The following is a 21,301-nucleotide window of genomic DNA, read 5'->3' as shown; positions in this document are numbered from 1 at the left end:
TCCGGTGGCGGCGCCGACCGGTGCCCCGGCAGACCGTTCGGACCTTCCCGTCACCCTGCCCGTCACCCTGGCGGACATCGAGAAGGCCCGACGGTTGCTCGACGGCGTGATCGTCCGCACCCCAGTGGACCACTCGCGGGCGCTGGGCCGGCTGACGGGGTCGGTGGTGCATCTCAAGTGCGAGAACCTGCAGCGCGCCGGGTCCTTCAAAGTCCGGGGTGCCTACGTCCGGATGGCGAAGCTGACGCAGGAGGAGCGTTCCCACGGCGTGGTGGCGGCCTCCGCCGGCAACCATGCCCAAGGCGTGGCCCTGGCGGCGTCCAAGCTGGGGATCAAGGCCACCATCTTCATGCCACTCGGAGTGGCTCTGCCCAAGCTGCAGGCCACCAAGGACCACGGTGCCGAGGTGGTGCTCTTCGGCAACAACGTGGACGAGGCCCTCGCCGAGGCCCAGCGCTTCGCTGAGGAATCCGGTTCGATGTTCATCCATCCGTTCGACAACGCGGACGTGGTGGCCGGCCAGGGCACCATCGGCCTCGAGATCCTCGAACAGGATCCGGAGGTGGACACCTTGGTGATGGGCATCGGCGGCGGCGGGCTGCTGGCCGGGGTGGCCGTGGCGGTGAAGGAGATGGCGCGCCGTCAAGGCCGGCACATCAACATCATCGGCGTGCAGGCGGAGAATGCGGCGGCCTATCCGCCGTCCCTGGCCGCAGACGCCGTGGTGCCGCTGACCCACGTCTCGACCATTGCGGACGGCATCGCCGTGGGCAAGCCGGGCCAGATCCCGTTCCAGATCATCAAGGAGCTCGTGGACGGGGTGGTGACGGTCTCCGAGGACGCCATCGCCAACGCACTGGTCTTCCTGCTGGAGCGCTCCAAGATGGTGGTGGAACCCGCCGGCGTGGTAGGCGTGGCCGCCCTGCTCGAGGGCAAGCTGGCAGAGCTCGGGATCGAGTCCCGGCGGACGGTGGCCGTGCTTTCCGGCGGCAACGTGGACCCGATGCTGATGCTCAAGGTCATCCAATCCGGTCTGGCCGCCGGCGGACGCTACCTGACCGTGAAGATCTCCCTGCGAGACCGCCCCGGGGAGCTGTCCAACATCTCACGGATCATCTCGGAGACGGACGCCAACGTCACCCGCGTGGACCACAGCCGGATCGGCGGTTCCCTGAGCATGGGGGACGTGACCATCACGATCGATATGGAGACCAAGGGACGCGAGCACTCCGAGCAGGTGCTCGGGCGGCTGCGCTCCTCCGGGTATCAGCCGCTCGTGCAGCACTAGCCGCCGTAACGCCGCCGCTGGCCACCACCACTACAGCCACCACCACTACAGCCGCCACCACTACAGTCAGCGAGCCCGGGCCGCCACTACGCCGCCAGACCCGGCCGCCAGTAGAGATTTCGGCGTGGTCGCCGACCCGGGTCCAGGTATCGCGCCGGGATGAACCACGGGATGCCCTGCCACACGGAGATCCCCCACGCCCCGGCGTGAACGGCATGGTGGTGATGCGAACACAGCAGCGTTCCGTTGTCCACGGAGGTGGGTCCGCCGTCCTCCCACGGCTGGATGTGGTGCGCCTCGCACCACGGCGCGGGGATGGAGCATCCCGGCGCCGTGCACCCGCCGTCGCGGGCGGTGACGGCCCGCCGGAGCTTGGGGGTGAACAGCCGCCGAGACCGGCCCACATCCAGGACCTCGCCGCGGCCACCGAGGACTACCGGGATCAGATCGGCCTCGCAGGCGAGTCGACGGATGGTCTGCGGATTGATGTCTCCCACGTAGGACGCGGTCGAGATCCTGTTGATGCGGGGTTGAGGCGGTGCGGGCCCATCCGGCGGCCTGCGGTCCCTGCTGGTTCCCGGCGGGCTCGCCCCGAACTGCTCGAACAGCGTCTCGTAGTCGATGACGGCCATGATCTGGGGGCGGGTCCGGTACGTGCCGGTGCCGGTGCCGGCGTCAGTTCCAGTACCGCCGGTGCCGGGTCCCACTCCGACCAGGGCGAGGGCACCGGTCAAAGCACTGACGAGGGCGTCGAGTTCGAGCCGCGCCCGGCTTCTGGTGTCGAGGGTGGCCTTGCGGTCGTCAAGGAAGTTGCGGGACCACTCGCTACCGCAACTGCCGCCGCCACCCGGCTCGGAGTCCGGGTCTCCGTTGGCCTCGTTGTCCCCGGGGATCCGCCGGGGATTCGACCCTTCAGAGACCACGGTCTTGAGCATCTCGTGCTGGGCATCGTCAGCCCACAGGTTCCACTCGTGCAGTCCCTTGCTCCTGCCCCGGTAGAACAGGCCCTGAGTGGCGTTGAGCTGCGCCTCGGTGGGCTCCGATCCGTCCGGATTCACCGCAGCCTCGAACCTCAACCGCCAATGCGCACAGACCTTCCTCAGGGTGTCCGGATCCACGTCCCGGGCCTGGGCGACCAGCAACGCCTCGCCGTCAGCCAGCAGCTCGTCCACGGCACTGCGCGGGGCGTCGGCCAAGACGGCCTCCCGCCGGGCGTCCGCCACCGTGGTGACGATCAGGTCCACCGCCGTGCCGCCGAGCTCAGCACCTTGGACGGCCTCGGCCAACGCGGGCATGCCCGCTTCCACGACCGTGGTGTGGTCCAGGGTGAGCGAGGCCATGACGTGTTGGGCGTGGCAGATCCGGGAGGTGGCCTCCCTCCGGCCGATGCGCAGCAGATCACGCAGATACTCCGCACCGTTCCTGAAGGCGCATTTGCCCGGTGGGATGCCCAGGAGTTCCTCCCGGAGCTGATGGGTCTCGAAGATCCGGTCCGTGTGGCCGGCCAGGGCGGTGCGGGCGGTGTCGATGACGCGGGCCAGGTCCTCCACGCCGACCTGCAACTCGGGCAGAGATCCGGCCGGGCCGGGGAAGCCGCCTGGGATGTCAGAGGTGGGCGCCGCGGCCTCGGTGTCCGGTCCCTCCGCCGGGGGGCCGGAGTCCGCGCGATCCGCATGGGCGTAGAGGCCCCAGTCCTCCGGGTGATCGCGGTCCTCCGTGACCGTCCGGAGCGGGGGGAGGGAATCGACCAGCCGTGGATCGGACAGTCTGGACGACAACTCGGTCGCCAGCGCCCGGGACCGTGCCAAGAGCTCGGTCAGGGGCAGGCCGGCCAGGCCGTCGCCGCTGCCGTCGCCGCTGCTGCTGCTGCTGTCGCCGCCACTTCCGCCGCTGCCCTTGCCTCCGCTGCTCTCCGCCATGGTCCCTCCCCTCCTCGCCGTGTCCGCCATGGGAACGTCCGCGGTGACCCACCAGCGGATGTCCTAGTACTGGTATTCGATCACAGGGGTCGGACACGTTAGCGGCGCCGGGGGAGGGTTGTGGGTCAAGAGGGGAGGACGGTCGGGTGTGGAGGAGACGTCAGATGCTCAGTGCACGCGCGTAGAACACGAGCGCAGAACACACGCTCAGAGCACGCACTCACCTCGCGTCGGCGGACCCCGCAGCGGTGGCCATCGTCAGGGTGGACGCGGTGATCGGGTCCACGATCCTCTTCAGGGCCTCCACGGCCGGGATGCCCTGAGCCACCGATTCGATGCGGCGCGACAGCCCGTGCCGGTCCAGGTCCCCGCGCGCGGGCCCCAACAGGCCGTGGGCCACGTTCAGTGCCTTGAGGATTCCCAGCTCGGTGGTGTCAGCCAGACCGGGATCCCGGTGCCCGGACAGGACCTGACCGAGCCGCTCGCGCAGGGCGATCTCCGGGGCCGGGTTGATGGTCATGAACGATGACCCCCCGAGGAGCGTGGAGTCCTCCCGGACGATTCCCTGGCGGGCGAGGGCCTGGCCGGTGGCTTGCTCCGGGTTCAACTTCGAGCTGGCGGTGAGCTGGGAGATCCCTTTCCCGGACAGTCCGTCCAGGGCCGGCAGGATGGCATCCAGAGGGGCCTGGCCGGTCATCCCCGCTCTGATCACGGTGACCTTCGGGTCCTTGCCCTCTGCGGCGATCTTGAGGACGCCGGCCTCCGCCAGGTCGGTCAGGGCCGCGGCCACGAGCCCGTAGCGACGGTATCTGCGGGCGCGGTCGGTGGTGCCGTTGTCCTGGGTGAGCAACAGGAACATCTCTTCAACGATGAGCATGCCCTCAACCTAGCAAGCCCACCCAAACGCAACGGCGGCGCACCGGGGAACCGGTGCGCCGCCGTCGTGCGCTGTGAAGTGGGACCGGACCAGCCGATCAGGCTGTTCAGGCCTTGTACGGCTTGGCGGAGACGACCTCGACGGCGATGTCCTTGCCGTTGGGGGCGGCGTAGCTGAGCTTGTCTCCCACCTTGGCGCCGTGGATGGCCACGCCGAGCGGAGACCGCTCGGAGTACACGGTGATGGCGTCCTTGTCATCGGCGATCTCGCGATTGCCGAACAGGAAGGTCTCCAGATCACCGGCGATCTTGGCCTCCACGACCATGCCGGGCTCCACGATCCCGTTGTCCTCCGGGGCGGCGCCGACCTGGGCGGTCTCGAGCAGATGCTTGAGCTCGAGGATCCGCCCCTCGTTCTTGGACTGCTCCTCGCGGGCCGCGTGGTAGCCGCCGTTCTCCTTGAGGTCACCCTCCTCGCGGGCCTGCTCGATGCGGTCGATGATCTCCTGGCGCCCCGGTCCGGAGATGTGATCCAGTTCCCGCTTCAGGCGGTCGTAGGCCTCCTGGGTCAGCCAGGGAGCGTTGTCGGTGGTGCTCATGGACGCGAAATCTCCTTAAATCTGCTGGTCAACGGTAGTGCGGGACCGATGATGGGCCACCACGCCGCCGCGCGCATGACGCTGTGCCGCGGATTGCGGCCCGTGGGGCGACCATGCAAGAACCCCGCCAGCGGAGCCACCCGGCACTGTGCGGGCGACCCCCGGCAGGCGGGGTGACAATGTACTGGGCCTTATTCTAACGGAAATGCTTCAGATGCGTCATTCCTGCCGTGACGCAGGTAACAACCCGTCATGACGCCGGGCGGGTCCGGTCACCCCTCACGGGAACCAGCACTTGTTCACGCCGCCATTGGTGCCGAGGGAGTCGGTGCGCAGATCGACGTCATACATGGTCGTGCGGTCCGAGGGGAGGGCGTCTGCTGTGGGGGTCTCCGGACCGATGGTGACGGTGCGCCAACCCACCACCGCGAATTCCGGAGAGAGGACCTGGACGGCGCATTGGACCGTCTCCTCGGGGTCCTTGGTGAGCTGGAAGGTGACCGAGGCCTGGGTGGGGGAGTCGATGGTGAATCCCACGTCCTTCCAGTCCAGGGCCCGGCTGTGGGAGGAAGCCGTGAACCAGACGGTGACGGCGATGGCCGCCACGAGGGCGAGGAGGGCGATCCACTTGCCTCGGCGCTTCAGGAACGACGGGCCCGCGCTTTGGGAGCGCCCGTACCGGTTCGCTAGGCTGTCACTCGGCACCGGGTCAGCCGATGTCTGGGGTGTGGAAGTCATGTCATGCCATGGTATCCCGCCGCCCCCCGCAGTCCCGACAGTAATCGAGGCCACGTGAACGCCCCTTCTCCCGATGACCGGATCGAGCCGAACGACCGGGATGTCCCGGACGGGACCGGTGCGCCGGAGTTCGGAGTGTCCGTGGGACAGACCGGCTACGGCTCCCTGGACCCCGAGGAACACCACACGGTTCCCGAGGCCGGAGGTGTTCCGCCCTCGGACGGACTGCGGCTGATGGCCGTCCACGCGCATCCGGATGATGAGTCCTCCAAGGGCGCTGCCATGATGGCCGCCTACGAGGCCGCCGGGGCCGAGGTCATGGTCGTCACGTGCACCGGCGGTGAACGCGGCGACCTGCTCAATCCGGGCTATGGGGACTCCGTGCGTCTGGACCGGGACATCACCGGCGTCCGGCGGACCGAGATGCAGGAGGCGGGAGCAGCACTCGGGATCGAACACCGGTGGCTGGGCTTCATGGATTCAGGACTCCCGGAGGGTGATCCGATGCCGCCGCTGCCGTTCGGTAGCTTCGGGACGGTGCCCCTGGAACAGGCTGCGGCACCGCTGGTCCGGGTGATCCGTGAGTTCCGCCCGCATGTGTTGATCAGCTACGACGAGATCGGTGGTTACCCGCACCCCGACCACATCAAATCCCACGAGATCACGGTGGAGGCCTACCGTGCCGCAGGGGACCCGGACCGGTATCCCGGCACGGGTGAGGCCTGGACGGTCTCCAAGCTCTACTACGACCGTGCCTTCAACCCGGCGAAGTTCCAGGCCCTGCACGAGGCCTACCTGAGCGCGGGCGAGGAATCCCCGTACGTGGAGCGACTGGCGTGGTTCCGGAAACTCCAGGACGAGCAGGAACGCGTCGAGCAGGACCAGACCGAGCAGGGTGAGACCGAGCAGCAGGCCTCGAGTGCGACTGCCCCCGCACGCTTCCGGCTGACGCGCCACCAGGTCACCACACAGATCCACGTGGCCGACTACTTCGAACAACGGGACAATGCACTGCGGGCGCACCGCACCCAGATCGACCCGGCGGGACACTTCTTCTCGACCCCGATCGCCCGGCAGCGGCAGACCTGGCCGTGGGAGGACTACGTCCTGATCGATTCGCGTGTGGAGACCACGCTGCCCGAGACGGACCTGTTCACCGGGCTGCGGTGATCGGCCGGTCCACCGGAACACCCCGGTAGACTGGTCTACCGTGATTGCCTTCCTCCCGCTTGCCGTGACCTCCTCCACCGCCGCGAGCCCCGCCACAGATGCGACCGAGCAGCCGGTGCCGGGCGTGGGCGAACCGACGCTGCGGCCCGGACTGGACCAGGCCGACGTCACCCCCGGGATCGAGGGCTTCCTCTTCACGGCGCTGATGGTGGCCATGGTCATCGTGGTCATGCGCCTGATGGTCCGCTCGGTGCGCCGCGTGCAGTACCGCTCGGTGGACGCCGAGGACATGCTGGTGGAGCGTTACCAGGGGCACCTGGCCGAGGACGAGCTCCGGCCTCATGAGGAGAGGGACCCGCAGGTCCGGTCCGCCTCCGACCTCGATCGGCAGAAGACCAGCCTCCAGCAGAAGTACCCGGGCTATCTGGACAGCCCGGGCCAGGAGCCGAAGGCCCCGGACTCCGGACGCGACTGACACGGTGGCCCTTCGGGGCCACCACGGACCACTGCAGACTGTAGCCAACCGCAGACAACAGCAGACCACCGCAGACCACCGCAGGCCACTGCAGGGTGAAAGAGGCCCGTTCCCGCACGGATCCCTGCGGGAACGGGCCTCTTCTGACCTCTGGCTTTCAGCCGTCAGCCGTCAGCTGGCAGGGGTCAGTCGGTCTGCACGTTGTCGTCGTAGTGCAGCACCTTGGCGACCTCGGCGCGGGTGATCTGGTCCTGGGGGCGGTAGTCGCCGTCCCGGTATCCGTTGACGATCCCGCGGGACGAGGCCCACGCGATGGCCTCGTAGTGGGTGCTGGCCGTGTTGACGTCCGGGAAGGGTGAGCCGGCCGGTGCCGTGAAGTCCTCACCGGAGGCTCGGTACAGGAAGGTCACGAACTCCGCACGGGTGACGTCCTGGCCGGCGCGGAAGGTGCCGTCGGCGTAGCCGGTGGTCACGCCAGCACCGTCGGCCCAGGCGATCGCCTCGAAGAAGTTCGAGTCCTCGTGCACGTCGGAGAGGTCCTCCTGCGTCGCGGCATTCTCAGGCTTGAGGTACCGGTGGAGGAAGGCCACCGATTCGCCACGGGAGATCTCCTCGCCCTTGCGGAAGGTGCCGTCCGTGTACCCGGTCGTGATGCCTTCCAGCTGAAGCCAGCGCACCGGGGCGTAGTAGACGGTTCCCGGCACGTTGTCCGAGAAGTCCTCCGGAACCTCCGGAACCTCCGGGATTTCGGGGTCGGTCGGATCCGTCGGATCCGTGGGCTCCGTGGGCTCCGCGCCGGCCTTGCGGTAGGTGACCCACAGTTCCGGGGCCATCTCCTCTTCGCCGTCACGGGACTCGGCCGAGCGCTGGCCCTCCCCGGTCAGCAGCAGGGACAGGGCGTTGCCGGCGGCCCAGCCCTCCCGATCGACGACCTCCTGGAGCACGGGGGAGAGGTCGGCGGTCCGCTGGGCTGTGCCGGACTCGTGCTCGATGTCCCAGGCCGGGATACCCGACCATTCGGCGGCGGCCCCGGTGAGGGTCCGTGAGGTCAGGTTGCCGGCTTCGTCCGAGAAGGCGGCGGAGTCGTCGGTGGCCTCGGCGGCGATGGCGACGTTGAACGGATCGACGTTCTTGTCCGCCTCGTCGGTGGTGAACTGCACCCGGGCCGAGAGGATCTCCGAACCGGCTGGGATCTGCAGGTCGGCATAGCGGAGCCCGACGGCCTGCTTCTGGTCCGTCTTCTCGTCCACGATCTCCAGGTCGGTGGAGCCGTGGTCCATCTTCCCGGCGTCGTCACCGTCCACGTACTGCTCGACGTCGTCGCGGTTCTCCACGATCTCGCCCTTGACCTCGGTCACCCCGTCTTCCAGGACATAGGTGACCATCAGCTTGGGGGCCTGCTCACTGCCGCCGCCCTCGTAGGCCTCGGCGGTGCGGGTGCCGGTGCCGGAGAGCATGAAGTTCAGGGCACCTCCCCGGGCCCAGTCGTCCTGGTCGACGGCGGCCTGGACCAAGGCGGTCAGGTCCGGGGTGCGCTGGGCCTCGCCCTGCTCGCCGTTCTCCGTCCAGAGCGGTGCGTCCTTCCAGGCCACCGTCTGCTCGAGGTAGCTGCGCGAGGACACGGCGAAGTTCTCATCGGTGTACTTCGCTGCCGCGCCGGTGTCCTCGACGTGGATCTGCACGTCGAAGGGATCGCCGGTCTTGTCATGCTCGTCCGTGGTGAACTGCAGGTACGCCCCGGTGACGGTGGCGCCGGCCGGGATACCGACCTGGTCGAAGCGCAGCCCGGCGAACTGGTCGTCGGGGTCCTCGTCGCCCGGGGACTCCTGGACGATCTCGATGTCCGAGGAGCCGATGTCCATGGCGCCGTCGCCGACGCTCTCCTCGACATCGTCGAACGGGGACAGGGTGCGGGCCTCCACCGTGACCTCGCCGGTCTCCTCGTTGACCACGTTCTCGATCGGGGTGTCCACCACGCCGGGGCCGGAGAACTTCGTCTGGCCGATGCCCTCGGGCGGGGCGACGGGGTTCGCGGTCCCGTTCTTGGTCATGGAGACCTCGTCGAGGACCTCGCCGCCGACCTGGTGCTCGGTGATGCTCAGGGTGTCCCCGTCCACCTCGAGGTGGGCGTAGGCCGGAGTGCGTAGCTGGGACTGGACCGCGTTGAAGGGGAACTCGATCCCGTCCTGGATGCCGTAGTACTTCGAGCCCGTGGAGGACTGCATGGTCATGTACAGCACCTCACCCTCGTACTTGGCGAGCTCGGACGGTGCCTGCGGGGTGGCCTCGGTCACCGGGTTGTTGACCGGGTGGCCGTTGTAGAGCAGGTTGGAGCGGTTGTACACGTGGTCGTGACCGGAGAGCACCACGTCGAAGTCGAGCTCGGTCATCAGCGAGGGCATCCACTCGCGGCGGTCCTCGATGTCACCGTCGGTGGCGTGGGAGGCGGTGGAGTACAGGGAGTGGTGCCAGGTGGCGACCTTCCACTGCACGTCCTGGCCGTGCTCGGCCACGACCGCGCGCACGTACTCCTCGTGGTCTGCGGCGACCCGGTGGTTGGAGTTCAACGAGACGAACAGGGTGTTGTCCTGGATGTACCAGTAGTTGCCCATCTCGTTGTTCCAGCCGGGGTTGGCGGTCCGGTTGGGCATGTTGAAGTGCTCGGCGTAGGAGTGCTGCGCGTCGGCCGCGCTGCCGTCATCATGGTTGCCGATGTTGGTGGCCAGGGCGTGCCCGCGCACCCCGTCCGGGGTGAGGTAGTCGGTGTACTCGGAGGCGCTGTCATGGGTGTTCACCTGGTCGCCCACGGACAGCAGGAAGTCCGGGTTCGCCACGCCCTCCAGGGCGGTGTCCAGGGTGCTCTGCCAGGCGCCGCCGTCGGTGGGGACGCCCCCACCGGAGCCGATCTGGGTATCGCCGAAGACGAGGACATCCAGTCGATCATCGGACTGGGTGGTGAACTCATAGGCCTCGGACCAGCCCTCAGCCTCGGAGCCGGCCTCCCATACATAGGTGGTACCGGGCTTCAGGCCCGTCACCCCGGCGTGGTTCCAGGTCAGCTCGGGGAAGTCCTTCGAGGTTCCGGTGTCCGTGGAGTCCAGGAGCCGGACGGCGCCCTCGGTGCCCTCTGCGCCCTTCTCCACCAGTCGGACCTGCTGGTCGGCGGAGTCCGAGGACGAGTACCAGACGAAGTTGCGGTCGGCCTCGGTGGAGCCGATGTTCAGGACCATGTTGGAGTACGAGACGGAGGTCGGCTCGGCGGTCGGGGCAGCCATGGCCGGCACGGTGCCGAAGGCCAGGGACAGTCCGATCGCGCTGGCGACCACGGGGGCGAGCAGGCGGCGCTGATGCATGCGTGATGTTCCTTCACTCGGGTGACCCGACGGTGACAGGCCGGACGAGCTGAAGGGCAGACCCCGACCGTGCCGCCCGTCGGTGGGCAGCAGCGGGAGGGCCGATTTCAGGGCAGGGCAAGGCCGCGGGTCGGTGGGGGTGGGTGGAGACGATGCCCCGGCCGGTTCTCCCCGTGGGGCGGACCAACGGCATCAGGACTGACTACAGCAAGCCCTTGGGGCCGCAGCCCAGACCCCTGATGAACCCCCGGTGAACGTTCAGCCGATGTTCAGCCACGACGTCAGCCACGACACAGACGAGGCAGCCGACGTGGACCTCACACCCGTACGCCGGCGCAGGCCTCGGCCAGCAGGCCGCTGAGCTGGGCGGCCGAGTGGCTGCCGTTGAAGATCTCCGTGCCCGGCTGCAGGGCACGGCCAGCGGCGAGCGGGCCGGCGTCGACGGCATCGAAGCCGAGGCGGTCGATCACCGCCGCCACGGCCCTCCGGGTGTCCTCGTGATCGCCGGCCACGGCGAGCGCCCGGCGGTCACCGGTGCCGGCGGGGCGGTGGTCCGCCTCGAGGTCGTGGTAGCCGATGTGGTTGAAGGCCTTGACCAGCCGGGCTCCGGCGAGGTGGTCCTGGATGATCTCGCTGCTGGTGCGGTGGTCGGCCTCGAAGTCCGCCTGCTCGCCGTCCGTGGGGGCCCAGTAGTTCATGACGTCGACGACGGCCCGGCCGGCGAAGTGCGCCGGCTCCAGATCGCGGTACTTCCGCAGGGGGATCGCCACGATGGTCAGGTCCGTTCCGGCCAGCTCCGTGGCGTCGACGGGCGTGGCGCCGGGGGTGACGATCTCGGCCAGCAGGGCGATCTCCGCCGCGGGCTTGGCGGTGGCGATCCGCACCTCGTATCCAGCGGCCACGCATCGGCGGGCCAGGGCCGCCCCGACCCGGCCTGCGCCGAGGATGCCGATGCTGCGGATGCTGTCTGCCGAGGTGGTCATGGGTTCCTTTGCCGGGTCAACGTTTCGTGGATCAGAGTTCACCACGGGAACACTCCACGGGGGTGGAAGTATTCCGGTCGTGAGCCCGGTCACGCCCCGAGGCGGTCCGAATCCTCGTCCGGCAGCGCCCCGTCCTGCTCCGGCCGATGCCTCTCGAGCCGGCGTTGCAGGGTGCGGCGCCAGCCGTCCGGGACCCCGGGGGAGGCGAGGATGCGCTCGATGGCCGGGAGGTCGTCCTTGTCCACGGTCATCACGCGGGAGAGCTCGGCGAGGTCCACGGCACCCGGGGCGCGCTCCACCAGGCGCATCTGTTGGCCGGACTGCACGGTCGCCGGGGTGAGGACCCGCAGGTACCAGCCGGTGCGCCCGGTGGCCTGCACGCGGCGGGCCAGATCCGGGATGCCCCAGCGGGAGGACAGCTTCCAACAGGGCCGCCGAGACTGGCTGACCTGCAGTACGGCATCGCCCACCTGCCACACGTCCGCCAGGCAGATGTCGGCCTCGGTCAGCCCGTCCACCGTCAGGTTCTCGAACAGCGCCCCCTCGGGCAGATCGATCCCGTCCGCCCGCCAGGCGGCATAGTGGCTGCGGGCATAACACATCACGGCCTTCTCCGGTCCGCCGTGGTGCACCGTATCGCCCTGCTCGTCCCCGGCCAGGCCGGTCATCCCCAGTGGCACCGGCCCTTCGACCGGTTCCTTGAAGGCGCCGGTCGGCACCTCCTCGCCCCGCCAGTGCACCGTGCGCACGGCCCCCACCCGGACGGCGGTGATCCGCCCCACGGGGTGGTGGGGAGGCGGCGGTGACGCGGAGGGCTGGGCGGCGGGCATGGACCTATCCAATCATGGGCTCGTCGACCGGTCCGGGCCCTAAGGCTGGGCCCTGAGGCCGGGGACCGGGGACCGGGGACTGGGGCCGGAAACCCGGACTGAAGGCTAGGGCTGGAGCACGGCGACCACGATCGCGATGTAGTGGCACACGAAGCCGCCGATGGTGAAGACGTGGAACAGCTCGTGGAAGCCGAACCATTCACGGTGGAGGTTCGGGCGCTTCAGGGCGTAGAACACGGAGCCGATGATGTAGCTGGCACCGCCCACACAGACCAGGACCGCGGCGGTGGGACTGACGGCGAAGAAGTCGCCCAGGTAGAGCAGGGCGGCCATCCCCAGGAGCACGTACACGGGGGTGTAGAGCCAGCGGGGGGCCGCGGTCCAGAACACCCGGAAGGCGACGCCGGCCACGGCCCCGATCCAGACGCTCACCAGCAGGACGGTGGCCTTCTCCGGGGACAGCAGGGCCAGGGCCAGCGGCGTGTAGGTGCCGGCGATGACCAGCATGATGTTCGTGTGGTCCAGTCGCTTGAGCACGATCGCCACCCGGGGCGACCACTGCACGAGATGGTAGGTGGCGGAGACCGCGAAGAGCAGCAGTCCGGTCGTGGCATAGACGGCGCTGGCCCACGTCAGGGTGGGGGTCGGGGCCAGGATGATCAGGACGATGCCCGCGGCCAGGGCGATGGGTGTCATGGCCGCGTGGCTCCACCCGCGCAGCCGCGGCTTGAAGTCGGGGTGCTGTGGGTCCAGCACGCGGTCCATGCGCCAGCGGCGGGCGGACGCCGCGGGAGCAGCCGCGGGGTCGCCGGAGGGGGAGTGTGCCATGGGATCAGGATACGTCCCGTCGCTGGTTGTTACCCGCGGGTAACAACGCGGTCCGGGGTCAGTTCGCTACCGTAGGGACGACGATGAGATCGATGAGTCCGGTGCCGCACCCACGGCCGCGCCGGAAACCGGATAAGAGGACGCGCATGCACCTACCGAACGTCCTCTACAGCTTCTATGAGCGCCGGCTGGCGGCCGGCCTCGAGCGGGACAAGCTGCCCCGGCACATCGGGGTGGTGCTGGACGGCAACCGCCGGTGGGCCAAGGCCTCCGGGGCCACCACCGCGGATGGGCACCAGGCCGGGGCCGAGAAGATCCACGAGTTCCTGGGCTGGTGTGACGAGTTCGGCATCAAGGTCGTCACCCTGTACATGCTCTCCACGGACAATATGAGCCGGCCGCCCGAGGAGCTGGCCCAACTCGTCGGGATCATCGGGACCACCCTCAAACGCCTGGGGGACGGGCTGCCCAACGGCCACCGGGTGCGCGTGCAGGCCGTGGGCGCCTCGGAGCTGCTGCCGGCCGGCCTGGCCGGCACCCTGGCGGATCTCGAGGCCCGCACCGCGGATGCAACAGGCCTGCATGTGAACGTGGCGGTGGGCTACGGCGGACGCCGGGAGATCGTGGACGCGGTCAAGGAGCTGCTGGTGGAGGCGGACGGCGAGGGGCGCGGTGCCGCCGAGGTCGCCCAGGAGCTCACGGACGAGCAGATCTCCGACCGCCTCTACACCCGTGGCCAGCCGGATCCGGACCTGGTCATCCGCACCTCGGGGGAGCAGCGGCTCTCCGGGTTCCTGATGTGGCAGTCCGCCTACTCGGAGTTCTACTTCTGCGAGGCCCTGTGGCCGGACTTCCGCCGCGTGGACTTCGTCCGGGCCCTGCGGGACTTCTCGTCCCGGCAGCGGCGCTTCGGTTCCTGAAGCGCGACGGCGGCCCGGTCACCCCGGGTGCGCGGCCGTCGTCGTGCCCCTGACTTTGAGGGCAGAACGAACCGGTTCGTTCTGCCCTCAAAGCGAGGTTCATCCACAGTTCATCGCGACGCAGTGGGCGCCTCACACAAAACCCCTGCCGGCGGTCCTACGGTGGGATCATCAGTCACCGGCGGGAACGGCCGGGGCCACCTGGTCTCGGATCCGCACCGCGGATTGATCGGAAAGGCCAAGCCGTATGCCGTCACCCCAGACAGCGTCGAAACGGTGGGCCGCACCGGCCCCGGCCGGTCCGCCCCACCCACCCTCGATCATCGGGGCGTGTGCCCCGGTCTGGAGTCCTCCGTGGAGCACCTGATGAGTACCCTGGCCCCTGACACCCCCGCAGCGGCCCAGACCGCCGAGCGGATCAGCGTCGGTGAGAAGTCCTACCTGCTGGACACCTCCGTCCTACTGTCCGATCCGCGGGCCCTCCTGCGCTTCGCCGAGCACGAGGTCATCCTGCCGATCGTGGTCATCTCCGAGTTGGAGAGGAAGCGGGACGATCCGGACCTGGGCTTCTACGCCCGCAAAGCCCTGCGCCTGCTGGACGAGCTGCGCCTGGAGCACGGATCCCTGAACCGGACGATCCCCCTGGGCACGCAGGGCGGGACCTTGCGCGTGGAGCTCAACCACATCTCCGTGGACGTGCTGCCCTACGGTTTCCGCACCTCGGACAACGACTCGCGGATCCTCGCTGTCGCCAAGAACTTCGCGGACGAGGGCCGGGACGTCACGGTGGTCTCCAAGGACCTGCCGATGCGCGTGAAGGCCTCCGCCATGGGACTGCAGGCGGACGAGTACCGCAACGACCTGGTCAAGGACACCGGCTGGTCCGGCACGGCCGAGATCACGGCCGGCGAGGAGGAGATCAACGCGCTGTATGACGACCAGCCGGTGGCCCTGGCCGAGACCCGGGGCCTGCCCGTGAACACCGGACTGGTCATCACCTCGCCCCGTGGCTCCGCCCTCGGCCGCGTGGACCAGCACGGCACCACCCGGGTGGTGCGCGGTGATCGGGACGTCTTCGGCCTGCACGGGCGCTCGGCCGAACAGCGGCTGGCCATCGACCTGCTGCTGGACCCGGACGTCGGGATCGTCTCCCTCGGCGGCCGCGCCGGCACCGGCAAGTCAGCCCTGGCCCTGTGCGCCGGTCTGGAGGCGGTGATGGAGCGTCAGGAGCACCGCAAGGTGGTGGTGTTCCGCCCCCTGTATGCCGTCGGCGGCCAGGAGCTGGGATACCTGCCGGGCTCCGAGAACGAGAAGATGAACCCCTGGGGCCAGGCCGTGTATGACACCCTCGGCGCCCTGGTGTCCACCGAGGTGCTGGACGAGGTGGTGGACCGGGGGATGCTCGAGGTGCTGCCGCTGACCCATATCCGCGGCCGGTCCCTGCATGACTCCTGGGTGATCGTGGACGAGGCGCAGTCCCTGGAGAAGAACGTGCTGCTGACCGTGATGAGCCGGATGGGTCAGAACTCCAAGATCATCCTGACCCATGATGTCGCCCAGCGGGACAACCTGCGGGTGGGCCGGCATGACGGCATCGCCGCCGTGGTGGAGACGCTCAAGGGCCACCCGCTGTTCGGTCATATCACGCTGAACCGTTCGGAGCGCTCGCCGATCGCCGCGCTCGTCACGGAGCTGCTGGAGGACGCCAGCATCTGACCGGTGGCACCGGGGCAGAAAAAACTAGGGACCGCTGCACCGAGGTGCAACGGTCCCTAGTGGGTGAAGTCCGTCCGGCCCCCCGCGGAGGGGGGATGAGGGGGACCGGGGGATGATCCACCGCAACCATGGCCCCTTGAAACGGGATGGAGGCCATGGAGCCTGGTTGCTTCCACTGACGGTTCACGGAGATGAGTCGGTGTCGCACGGATGGAAGCGATTTCAGCATACTCCGAGACGCCCCTGTTGCCTACCATTTAGTGGAAAGTCACACCATTCGACTTTTGGTCAGTCTTGGCGGGACCTTTGGCCAGCAGGATCGCGGGACCTTTGGCCAGCCGGATCGTGCCTCGGTCGCCGGTTTCAGAGGGCCTCGCGGCGATCGCGCCAGTCCCGCCTGGCCTGACGGGTGTCCGCGAACGCCACCAGCACGCCGGCCGCCGCTCCGGCGAGGTGTCCCTGCCAGGAGATGCGCGGATTCACCGGGAGGAACCCCCAGACGATCCCCCCGTAGAGCAGCACCACGGCCACGGCCGCCAGGATCGCGGTGAACCGGCGGGCGAGGATCCCGTAGGCCACCAGGAACGTGGCGTAGCCGTAGACGATCACCGAGGCGCCGATGTGGTTGGTCCCGATCCCGCCGATCAGCCAGGTGCCGAGCCCGCCCAGCAGCCAGATGCCGGCGGTGATCAGCCACCACCTGCGGGTCAGCCAGGCGATCATGGCGCCCATCACCACCAGGGGCACCGTGTTGGAGATCAGGTGGCCGAACCCCGAATGCAGCAGGGGTGCGAAGAGGATGCCGGGCAGGCCCGAGGGGTCCAGGGGTTGGATCCCGAACTGGTTGAGCCGTCCGCCGGCGAAGAGGTCGATGACCTCCAGGACCCACATCAGCACCGCGAGGCCGAGCACGGGCAGGGCCCGCTGGATCCAGCCGGGGTAGGAGCGCAGCCGGTCGGTCAGCTGGCGGCGGGAGGACGGGCGTCGGACGGGGTCGGCGGGGGACATGTCCACAGCCTAGTGAACCGCGTCCCGCAACACGGCACGCCGATCTAGGCTGGGGGCATGCCGACGATCCTGGCCGAAGCCGTCCGTGAGGGGAACTGGTTGCAGCTGGCCGCGCTGGTGGCCGGGCTGCTGGTCTTCGCCGGGTGTGCCGTGAGGCTGACCGTCACGGACCTGCGCGAGCATCGGCTGCCCAACCGGTGGACCGGCGCCCTGGCGGCCGGCGGCGGGATCACGCTCGGGCTGGGTTGTCTGGCGGACGACGTCGGCTGGTCCCGGTTCTGGTCCATGCTCGGCGGGGGTGCGGCCTACCTGGCGCTTATGCTGGTGTTGCACCTGATCAGCCGTACCGGCATGGGGATGGGGGACGTCAAGCTGGCCGGCGGGCTGGGGCTCTATGCGGGATGGCTCGGCTGGGACCACCTGCTGGCGGCCATCGTCCTGGGCTTCGTGGCCGGGGGACTGGTGGCCCTGGCCCTGGTCCTGACCCGCCGTGCCACCGGCTCCACGCATCTGCCCTTCGGCCCGGCCCTGCTCGCCGGGACCGCCGTGGCGCTCATGCTCTGACCCGAGCGGTTAGCGTGGGTGGCATGACCACCCCCGAGTTCGTCCTGTCCCTGCGCGAGAAGGTCGGCTCGGCTCCCCTGTGGTTGTCGGGGTGCAAGGCGGTCGTCCTGCGTGATGGTTCCGGTGTCAGTGCACCGGAAGGGCGGGAGGTGCTGCTGGTCCGCCGGGCGGACAACGGCCACTGGACGCTGCCGGCCGGGATCATCGAACCGGGTGAGGAGCCGGCCTCGACCGCCGTGCGGGAGACCCTGGAGGAGACCAACGTGAGGTGCGCGCCGAGGCGGCTGGCCGGCGTCGGGACCACCGGTGAGGTGACCTATCCGAACGGGGACCGGGCGCACTACCTGGATGTGGTCATGGTGATGGACTATGTCAGCGGCGAGGCGGGGGTCAACGATGACGAGAACACGGCCGTCGGCTGGTTCACCCTGGACGCGCTGCCCGAGCTGCCGGAGCTGCACGCGCGCGCCCTGGCCTGGGGCCTCGAGGAGTCCGACGGCGCGCGGTTCGTCAGCTGACCGCCCCGTAGACGCGCTTCGAGGGCGACCCCACCGATGGGGATCGCCCTCGAAGCGAGGCTCGAAGCGAAGGGGGAGGGGATCAGGCCGGACGCGTCATGGACATGGTGTCCAGGGCTGCGTCCAACTGCTCCTCGGTGACCTCGCCCCGCGACACGTAGCCGAGGTCGACGACGGCCTCGCGGACGGTCATCTTCTGGGCCACGGAGTGCTTGGCGATCTCCGCGGCGGCCTCGTAGCCGATGACCTTGTTCAGCGGGGTGACGATCGAGGGGGAGGCGCCGGCCAGGAACGCGGCGCGCTCCACATTGGCCTCGATGCCGTCGATCATCTTGTCCGCCATCACGCGGGAGGTGTTGGCCAGCAGGCGGATGGACTCCAGCAGGTTGGCGGCCATCACCGGGATGCCGACGTTCAGCTCGAAGGCGCCGTTGGTGGAGGACAGGGACACGGTGGTGTCATTGCCGATGACCTGGGCGCAGACCATGATGGCGGCCTCACAGATCACGGGGTTGACCTTGCCCGGCATGATCGAGGAGCCCGGCTGCAGGTCGGGGATCGAGATCTCGCCCAGGCCGGTGTTCGGCCCGGAACCCATCCAGCGCAGGTCGTTGTTGATCTTCATCATCGAGTAGGCGATGGTGCGCAGCTGGCCGGAGGCCTCCACCAGGCCGTCACGGTTGGCCTGGGCCTCGAAGTGGTTGCGGGCCTCGGTGATCGGCAGGCCGGTCTCCTCGGCCAGCAGCTGGATGACCCGGGCGGAGAAGCCCTTCGGGGTGTTGATGCCGGTGCCGACCGCGGTGCCGCCCAACGGGACCTCGGCCACGCGGGGCAGGGAGGCCTCCACGCGCTCGATGCCGTAGCGGATCTGTGCGGCGTAGCCGCCGAACTCCTGGCCCAGGGTGACCGGGGTGGCGTCCATCAGGTGGGTGCGCCCGGACTTGACGACGGAGGCGAACTCCTCGGCCTTCTTCTCCAGGGAGACGGCGAGGTGCTCCAGGGCCGGCTTCAGGTTGTTGATCAGGGCCCCGGTCACGGCGACGTGCACCGAGGTGGGGAACACGTCGTTGGAGGACTGGGAGGCGTTGACGTGGTCGTTCGGGTGGACCTCGTCCGCCGAGCCGGAGGCCTTCAGGGACTGCGTGGCCAGGTTGGCGAGCACCTCGTTGGTGTTCATGTTCGAGGAGGTGCCGGAGCCGGTCTGGAACACGTCGATCGGGAACTGGTCGTCATGCACGCCGGAGATGACCTCGTCCGCGGCGGCCACGATCGCATCACGGCGCTCGGCGGAGATGACGCCGAGCTCGGCGTTGGCCTTCGCGGCGGCCTTCTTGACCTGGGCCAGGGCGTGGATGTGGGCCGGCTCCAGGGGCTTGCCGGAGATCGGGAAGTTCTGAACGGCACGCTGGGTCTGAGCGCGGTACAGGGCGTCGATCGGCACCTTCACCTCACCCATGGTGTCGTGCTCGATGCGGAACTGCTGCTCAGTCTGCTGCCCGGTGGGCTGCTGTGAAGATTCGGTCATACATCCCACTTTAGACGGTGGCGTGCTCCGCGAGCCGTCCGTCACGCAGGGTGACCGCCCGGTCGGCCACGTCCACGAACTCCAGATCATGGGTGACCACCACGGTGGCCGTGTTCAACTCGCGGGTCAAGGTGGCGATCAGGTCCATGACCTCCTCCGAACGGTGTTGGTCCAGGGCTGAGGTCGGCTCGTCCACAGACAGCACGGAGGGCGTTCCCATCAGCGCGCGGGCGATGTTCACCCGCTGCCGCTGGCCCCCGGAGAGTTGGTGGGGCCGCCTTTTCGCCGCGGACTCCATCCCGACGGCGGCCAGGGCCTGCAGGGCCGCGTCCCGGAGCGCACGGGGCTTGGACCCGCGCAGCACCCCGACCAGCTGGAGCTGTTCGAGGGCGGTCAGGGAGGCCATCAGCTGGGGCTGCTGGAACACGAGCCCGATGTGCTCCAGGCGCAGCCGGGCCCGCTCGGACTGGCTGGCCCCCGTGATCTCCGTGGAACCGATGTGCACGGTGCCGGAGGTGGGGGTCACCAGGGCGCCGGCCACGGCCAGCAGCGAGGACTTGCCGGAGCCGGAGGGACCCACGAGGGCGAGCATCTGGCCGGCCGGGACACTCAGGTCCACGCGGTCCAGGGCGTTGAGGGTGCCGTTCTCGCCGTCGGGGTAGGTCAGGGTGACGTTGGACAGGTTCAGCATGGGGGATTCCTTCGGTGTTTGAGTCGGAAGCTGTGCGGGGGCTGGTCGGGAGGATCGGGGGCGGTTCGGAAGGAGGGAGGAGGGAGCTGGGAGCGGTCCGGGGCTCAGCTACCGCCGAGCGCCACGAGCGGGTCCACGCGGCAGGTGCGCCAGACGGCGGCCACCGAGGCGAGCATGCCGAGCACCACGGTGACGGCCACCGGGATGGCCACGGCGGCCGCGTCCACCTGGACGGGCACCACACCGGCGGCCAGCGAGATCCCGCCCAGACCGAGGGCCCCGCCGAGGGCGGCGCCGACCAGCAGGACGATCCCGGCCTGGGTGAGGGCATCGGCCACCACCCACCCGGTGGTGGCGCCCAAGGCCTTGAGCACGGCGATGTCCCGGGTGCGCTGCAGCGTGAACACGGCCATGAAGGCGGCGATCACGAGGGCGGAGATGCCGTAGAGGAAGGCCTGCATCATCACGAGTGAGCCGTTCTCCGAGGAGTAGGCGGGCAGCGCGCTCAGGGCGCCGTCCACGTGCGTGGCCACCGTGGTGGTCTCACCGGCCGCGGCCGGTGCGTGGCCGGCGTCGTGATCGGTGCCGGCGACCAGCACCGTGGAGGTGTCCTCGGCGGCATGCGTCACGGTGGCCCAGGTGTCCAGGGGCAGGTAGAGCACGGGGGTGTGGGAGTACCAGCTGTCCTCGATGATCTCGCCGACCGGCACGGTGCGGCCGTTGATGGACACCTCGTCGCCGGCGCCCACGCCGAGCTGATCAGCGGCGGTCTGACTGATCAGGGCCCCGTCAGCCACGGTGGCCCCCTCCGGGGCGCCGGGCGCCAGGCGGCTGCCGTCCTGCAGGCCCATCAGGGTCACGGCGGCCACGGCGGAGCCCGAATCGGCACGGGCCTGGCCCACGCCCACGGGCTCGGCCCAGGAGACCTGCGGGTCCTGCTGCCAGCCCTCGAGCTGTTCGGCGGTCACCGAGGACGCCGTGAAATCCGATTCCACCTCCTCGGTGCTCTCCGCGTGGGCCGCGCCGAAGACCACGGTGACCTCGCTGTGGTCCGCGCCGGTGGCGGCCTCGTCCCAGGCCGTGACGGCGGAGATGTTCTGGTGGCCCAGGCCGTTGGTGAGTGCGGTCAGGAAGACCAGCAGCAGGGCGATCAATCCGACGACCGCACCCATCAGGGTGAAGCGTCCGGCAGAGAAACGGACGTCTCTCAGGGACAGGAACGTGGGAGATGACACGGGTGGACTCCTCGGGGTGAAGCGGGTGGGTGGTCTCGGAGGGTTGGTGGCCCTCCGGTGCGGCT

The 21,301-nt window shown here is 69.3% G+C and carries 19 protein-coding genes; 7 read left to right on the top strand and 12 right to left on the bottom strand.

Annotation, left to right across the window (positions count from 1 at the left end; translation table 11 throughout):
• Positions 1-4 precede the first annotated feature (4 nt).
• Positions 5-1,288, top strand: coding sequence for a threonine ammonia-lyase (ilvA, locus tag ACSU1G_RS20490; protein WP_439282006.1), 1,284 nt, complete (start codon positions 5-7; stop codon positions 1,286-1,288).
• Positions 1,289-1,374: 86 nt separating this feature from the next.
• On the opposite strand, the gene ACSU1G_RS20485 is transcribed toward ilvA, so the two are convergent.
• From ACSU1G_RS20485 to ACSU1G_RS20470, 4 genes are all read right to left on the bottom strand, one after another.
• Positions 1,375-3,207, bottom strand: coding sequence for an HNH endonuclease signature motif containing protein (locus tag ACSU1G_RS20485; RefSeq protein WP_439281844.1), 1,833 nt, complete (start codon positions 3,205-3,207; stop codon positions 1,375-1,377).
• A gap of 220 nt (positions 3,208-3,427) precedes the next feature.
• Positions 3,428-4,084, bottom strand: a complete 657-nt coding sequence (locus tag ACSU1G_RS20480) for a GOLPH3/VPS74 family protein (RefSeq protein WP_439281843.1) — start codon at positions 4,082-4,084, stop codon at positions 3,428-3,430.
• Positions 4,085-4,190: 106 nt separating this feature from the next.
• On the bottom strand, positions 4,191-4,682 hold the full coding sequence (gene greA / locus ACSU1G_RS20475; protein WP_439281842.1) for a transcription elongation factor GreA: 492 nt from the start codon (positions 4,680-4,682) through the stop codon (positions 4,191-4,193).
• Positions 4,683-4,961: 279 nt separating this feature from the next.
• The gene (locus tag ACSU1G_RS20470) at positions 4,962-5,420 is read right to left on the bottom strand and encodes a DUF4307 domain-containing protein (RefSeq protein ID WP_439281841.1); all 459 of its coding nucleotides are present in this window, start codon (positions 5,418-5,420) and stop codon (positions 4,962-4,964) included.
• A 234-nt stretch (positions 5,421-5,654) separates the two neighbouring features.
• Here ACSU1G_RS20470 and mca point away from each other — a divergent pair, with 234 nt between their 5' ends.
• Entirely contained in the window at positions 5,655-6,590 is a 936-nt protein-coding gene (gene mca, locus ACSU1G_RS20465; RefSeq protein WP_439282005.1) for a mycothiol conjugate amidase Mca, read from the top strand.
• Positions 6,591-6,630: 40 nt separating this feature from the next.
• Positions 6,631-7,065 carry a hypothetical protein gene (locus ACSU1G_RS20460; RefSeq protein ID WP_439281840.1) on the top strand — a complete coding sequence of 145 codons (435 nt, stop codon included), beginning with the start codon at positions 6,631-6,633 and terminating at the stop codon, positions 7,063-7,065.
• 185 nt (positions 7,066-7,250) lie between these two features.
• On the opposite strand, the gene ACSU1G_RS20455 is transcribed toward ACSU1G_RS20460, so the two are convergent.
• The 4 genes from ACSU1G_RS20455 to trhA form a co-directional block, all read right to left on the bottom strand.
• Positions 7,251-10,418: an S-layer homology domain-containing protein gene (locus ACSU1G_RS20455; protein ID WP_439281839.1), complete on the bottom strand. Its 3,168-nt coding sequence runs from the start codon at positions 10,416-10,418 to the stop codon at positions 7,251-7,253.
• A 317-nt stretch (positions 10,419-10,735) separates the two neighbouring features.
• The gene (locus ACSU1G_RS20450; RefSeq protein WP_439281838.1) at positions 10,736-11,401 is read right to left on the bottom strand and encodes an NADPH-dependent F420 reductase; all 666 of its coding nucleotides are present in this window, start codon (positions 11,399-11,401) and stop codon (positions 10,736-10,738) included.
• Between the two features lie 89 nt (positions 11,402-11,490).
• Positions 11,491-12,231 (bottom strand): MOSC domain-containing protein, encoded by a 741-nt coding sequence (locus ACSU1G_RS20445; RefSeq protein ID WP_439281837.1) that lies wholly within the window; start codon positions 12,229-12,231, stop codon positions 11,491-11,493.
• Between the two features lie 105 nt (positions 12,232-12,336).
• A complete protein-coding gene (gene trhA / locus ACSU1G_RS20440) occupies positions 12,337-13,059 on the bottom strand; it encodes a PAQR family membrane homeostasis protein TrhA (RefSeq protein ID WP_439281836.1) in 723 nt (240 codons plus the stop codon).
• A gap of 146 nt (positions 13,060-13,205) precedes the next feature.
• Here trhA and ACSU1G_RS20435 point away from each other — a divergent pair, with 146 nt between their 5' ends.
• On the top strand, positions 13,206-13,979 hold the full coding sequence (locus ACSU1G_RS20435; protein WP_439281835.1) for an isoprenyl transferase: 774 nt from the start codon (positions 13,206-13,208) through the stop codon (positions 13,977-13,979).
• A 366-nt stretch (positions 13,980-14,345) separates the two neighbouring features.
• Positions 14,346-15,695, top strand: a complete 1,350-nt coding sequence (locus ACSU1G_RS20430) for a PhoH family protein (RefSeq protein ID WP_439282004.1) — start codon at positions 14,346-14,348, stop codon at positions 15,693-15,695.
• 363 nt (positions 15,696-16,058) lie between these two features.
• On the opposite strand, the gene ACSU1G_RS20425 is transcribed toward ACSU1G_RS20430, so the two are convergent.
• On the bottom strand, positions 16,059-16,703 hold the full coding sequence (locus tag ACSU1G_RS20425; RefSeq protein ID WP_439281834.1) for a rhomboid family intramembrane serine protease: 645 nt from the start codon (positions 16,701-16,703) through the stop codon (positions 16,059-16,061).
• A gap of 57 nt (positions 16,704-16,760) precedes the next feature.
• Here ACSU1G_RS20425 and ACSU1G_RS20420 point away from each other — a divergent pair, with 57 nt between their 5' ends.
• Together ACSU1G_RS20420 and ACSU1G_RS20415 are read left to right on the top strand one after the other, a co-directional pair.
• Positions 16,761-17,267 carry a prepilin peptidase gene (locus ACSU1G_RS20420; RefSeq protein ID WP_439281832.1) on the top strand — a complete coding sequence of 169 codons (507 nt, stop codon included), beginning with the start codon at positions 16,761-16,763 and terminating at the stop codon, positions 17,265-17,267.
• A 23-nt stretch (positions 17,268-17,290) separates the two neighbouring features.
• The gene (locus ACSU1G_RS20415; RefSeq protein WP_439281831.1) at positions 17,291-17,785 is read left to right on the top strand and encodes an NUDIX hydrolase; all 495 of its coding nucleotides are present in this window, start codon (positions 17,291-17,293) and stop codon (positions 17,783-17,785) included.
• Positions 17,786-17,867: 82 nt separating this feature from the next.
• Here the strand turns inward: ACSU1G_RS20415 and ACSU1G_RS20410 are convergent, their stop codons facing one another.
• The 3 genes from ACSU1G_RS20410 to ACSU1G_RS20400 all read right to left on the bottom strand — a co-directional run bounded on the left by ACSU1G_RS20410 (position 17,868) and on the right by ACSU1G_RS20400 (position 21,236).
• Positions 17,868-19,310 (bottom strand): class II fumarate hydratase, encoded by a 1,443-nt coding sequence (locus tag ACSU1G_RS20410; protein ID WP_439281830.1) that lies wholly within the window; start codon positions 19,308-19,310, stop codon positions 17,868-17,870.
• A gap of 10 nt (positions 19,311-19,320) precedes the next feature.
• A complete protein-coding gene (locus tag ACSU1G_RS20405) occupies positions 19,321-20,001 on the bottom strand; it encodes an ABC transporter ATP-binding protein (RefSeq protein WP_439281829.1) in 681 nt (226 codons plus the stop codon).
• 104 nt (positions 20,002-20,105) lie between these two features.
• On the bottom strand, positions 20,106-21,236 hold the full coding sequence (locus tag ACSU1G_RS20400; protein ID WP_439281828.1) for an ABC transporter permease: 1,131 nt from the start codon (positions 21,234-21,236) through the stop codon (positions 20,106-20,108).
• Positions 21,237-21,301: the final 65 nt, after the last annotated feature.

Source organism: Microbacterium sp. A93 (genome assembly GCF_051842835.1).
This window is presented reverse-complemented; position numbering and strand designations above follow the sequence as displayed.

What these genes read in the sequence shown, in the direction of transcription:
- ACSU1G_RS20415 (WP_439281831.1), top strand. Translation starts at nt 17,291, where the DNA reads ATGACCACCCCCGAGTTCGTCCTGTCCCTGCGCGAGAAGGTCGGCTCG.
- ACSU1G_RS20405 (WP_439281829.1), bottom strand. Translation starts at nt 20,001, where the DNA reads ATGCTGAACCTGTCCAACGTCACCCTGACCTACCCCGACGGCGAGAAC.
- ACSU1G_RS20420 (WP_439281832.1), top strand. Translation starts at nt 16,761, where the DNA reads ATGCCGACGATCCTGGCCGAAGCCGTCCGTGAGGGGAACTGGTTGCAG.
- ACSU1G_RS20455 (WP_439281839.1), bottom strand. Translation starts at nt 10,418, where the DNA reads ATGCATCAGCGCCGCCTGCTCGCCCCCGTGGTCGCCAGCGCGATCGGA.
- greA (WP_439281842.1), bottom strand. Translation starts at nt 4,682, where the DNA reads ATGAGCACCACCGACAACGCTCCCTGGCTGACCCAGGAGGCCTACGAC.
- ACSU1G_RS20445 (WP_439281837.1), bottom strand. Translation starts at nt 12,231, where the DNA reads ATGCCCGCCGCCCAGCCCTCCGCGTCACCGCCGCCTCCCCACCACCCC.
- trhA (WP_439281836.1), bottom strand. Translation starts at nt 13,059, where the DNA reads ATGGCACACTCCCCCTCCGGCGACCCCGCGGCTGCTCCCGCGGCGTCC.
- ACSU1G_RS20435 (WP_439281835.1), top strand. Translation starts at nt 13,206, where the DNA reads ATGCACCTACCGAACGTCCTCTACAGCTTCTATGAGCGCCGGCTGGCG.
- ACSU1G_RS20410 (WP_439281830.1), bottom strand. Translation starts at nt 19,310, where the DNA reads ATGACCGAATCTTCACAGCAGCCCACCGGGCAGCAGACTGAGCAGCAG.
- ACSU1G_RS20485 (WP_439281844.1), bottom strand. Translation starts at nt 3,207, where the DNA reads ATGGCGGAGAGCAGCGGAGGCAAGGGCAGCGGCGGAAGTGGCGGCGAC.
- ACSU1G_RS20430 (WP_439282004.1), top strand. Translation starts at nt 14,346, where the DNA reads ATGAGTACCCTGGCCCCTGACACCCCCGCAGCGGCCCAGACCGCCGAG.
- mca (WP_439282005.1), top strand. Translation starts at nt 5,655, where the DNA reads ATGGCCGTCCACGCGCATCCGGATGATGAGTCCTCCAAGGGCGCTGCC.
- ACSU1G_RS20425 (WP_439281834.1), bottom strand. Translation starts at nt 16,703, where the DNA reads ATGTCCCCCGCCGACCCCGTCCGACGCCCGTCCTCCCGCCGCCAGCTG.
- ACSU1G_RS20470 (WP_439281841.1), bottom strand. Translation starts at nt 5,420, where the DNA reads ATGACTTCCACACCCCAGACATCGGCTGACCCGGTGCCGAGTGACAGC.
- ACSU1G_RS20450 (WP_439281838.1), bottom strand. Translation starts at nt 11,401, where the DNA reads ATGACCACCTCGGCAGACAGCATCCGCAGCATCGGCATCCTCGGCGCA.
- ACSU1G_RS20480 (WP_439281843.1), bottom strand. Translation starts at nt 4,084, where the DNA reads ATGCTCATCGTTGAAGAGATGTTCCTGTTGCTCACCCAGGACAACGGC.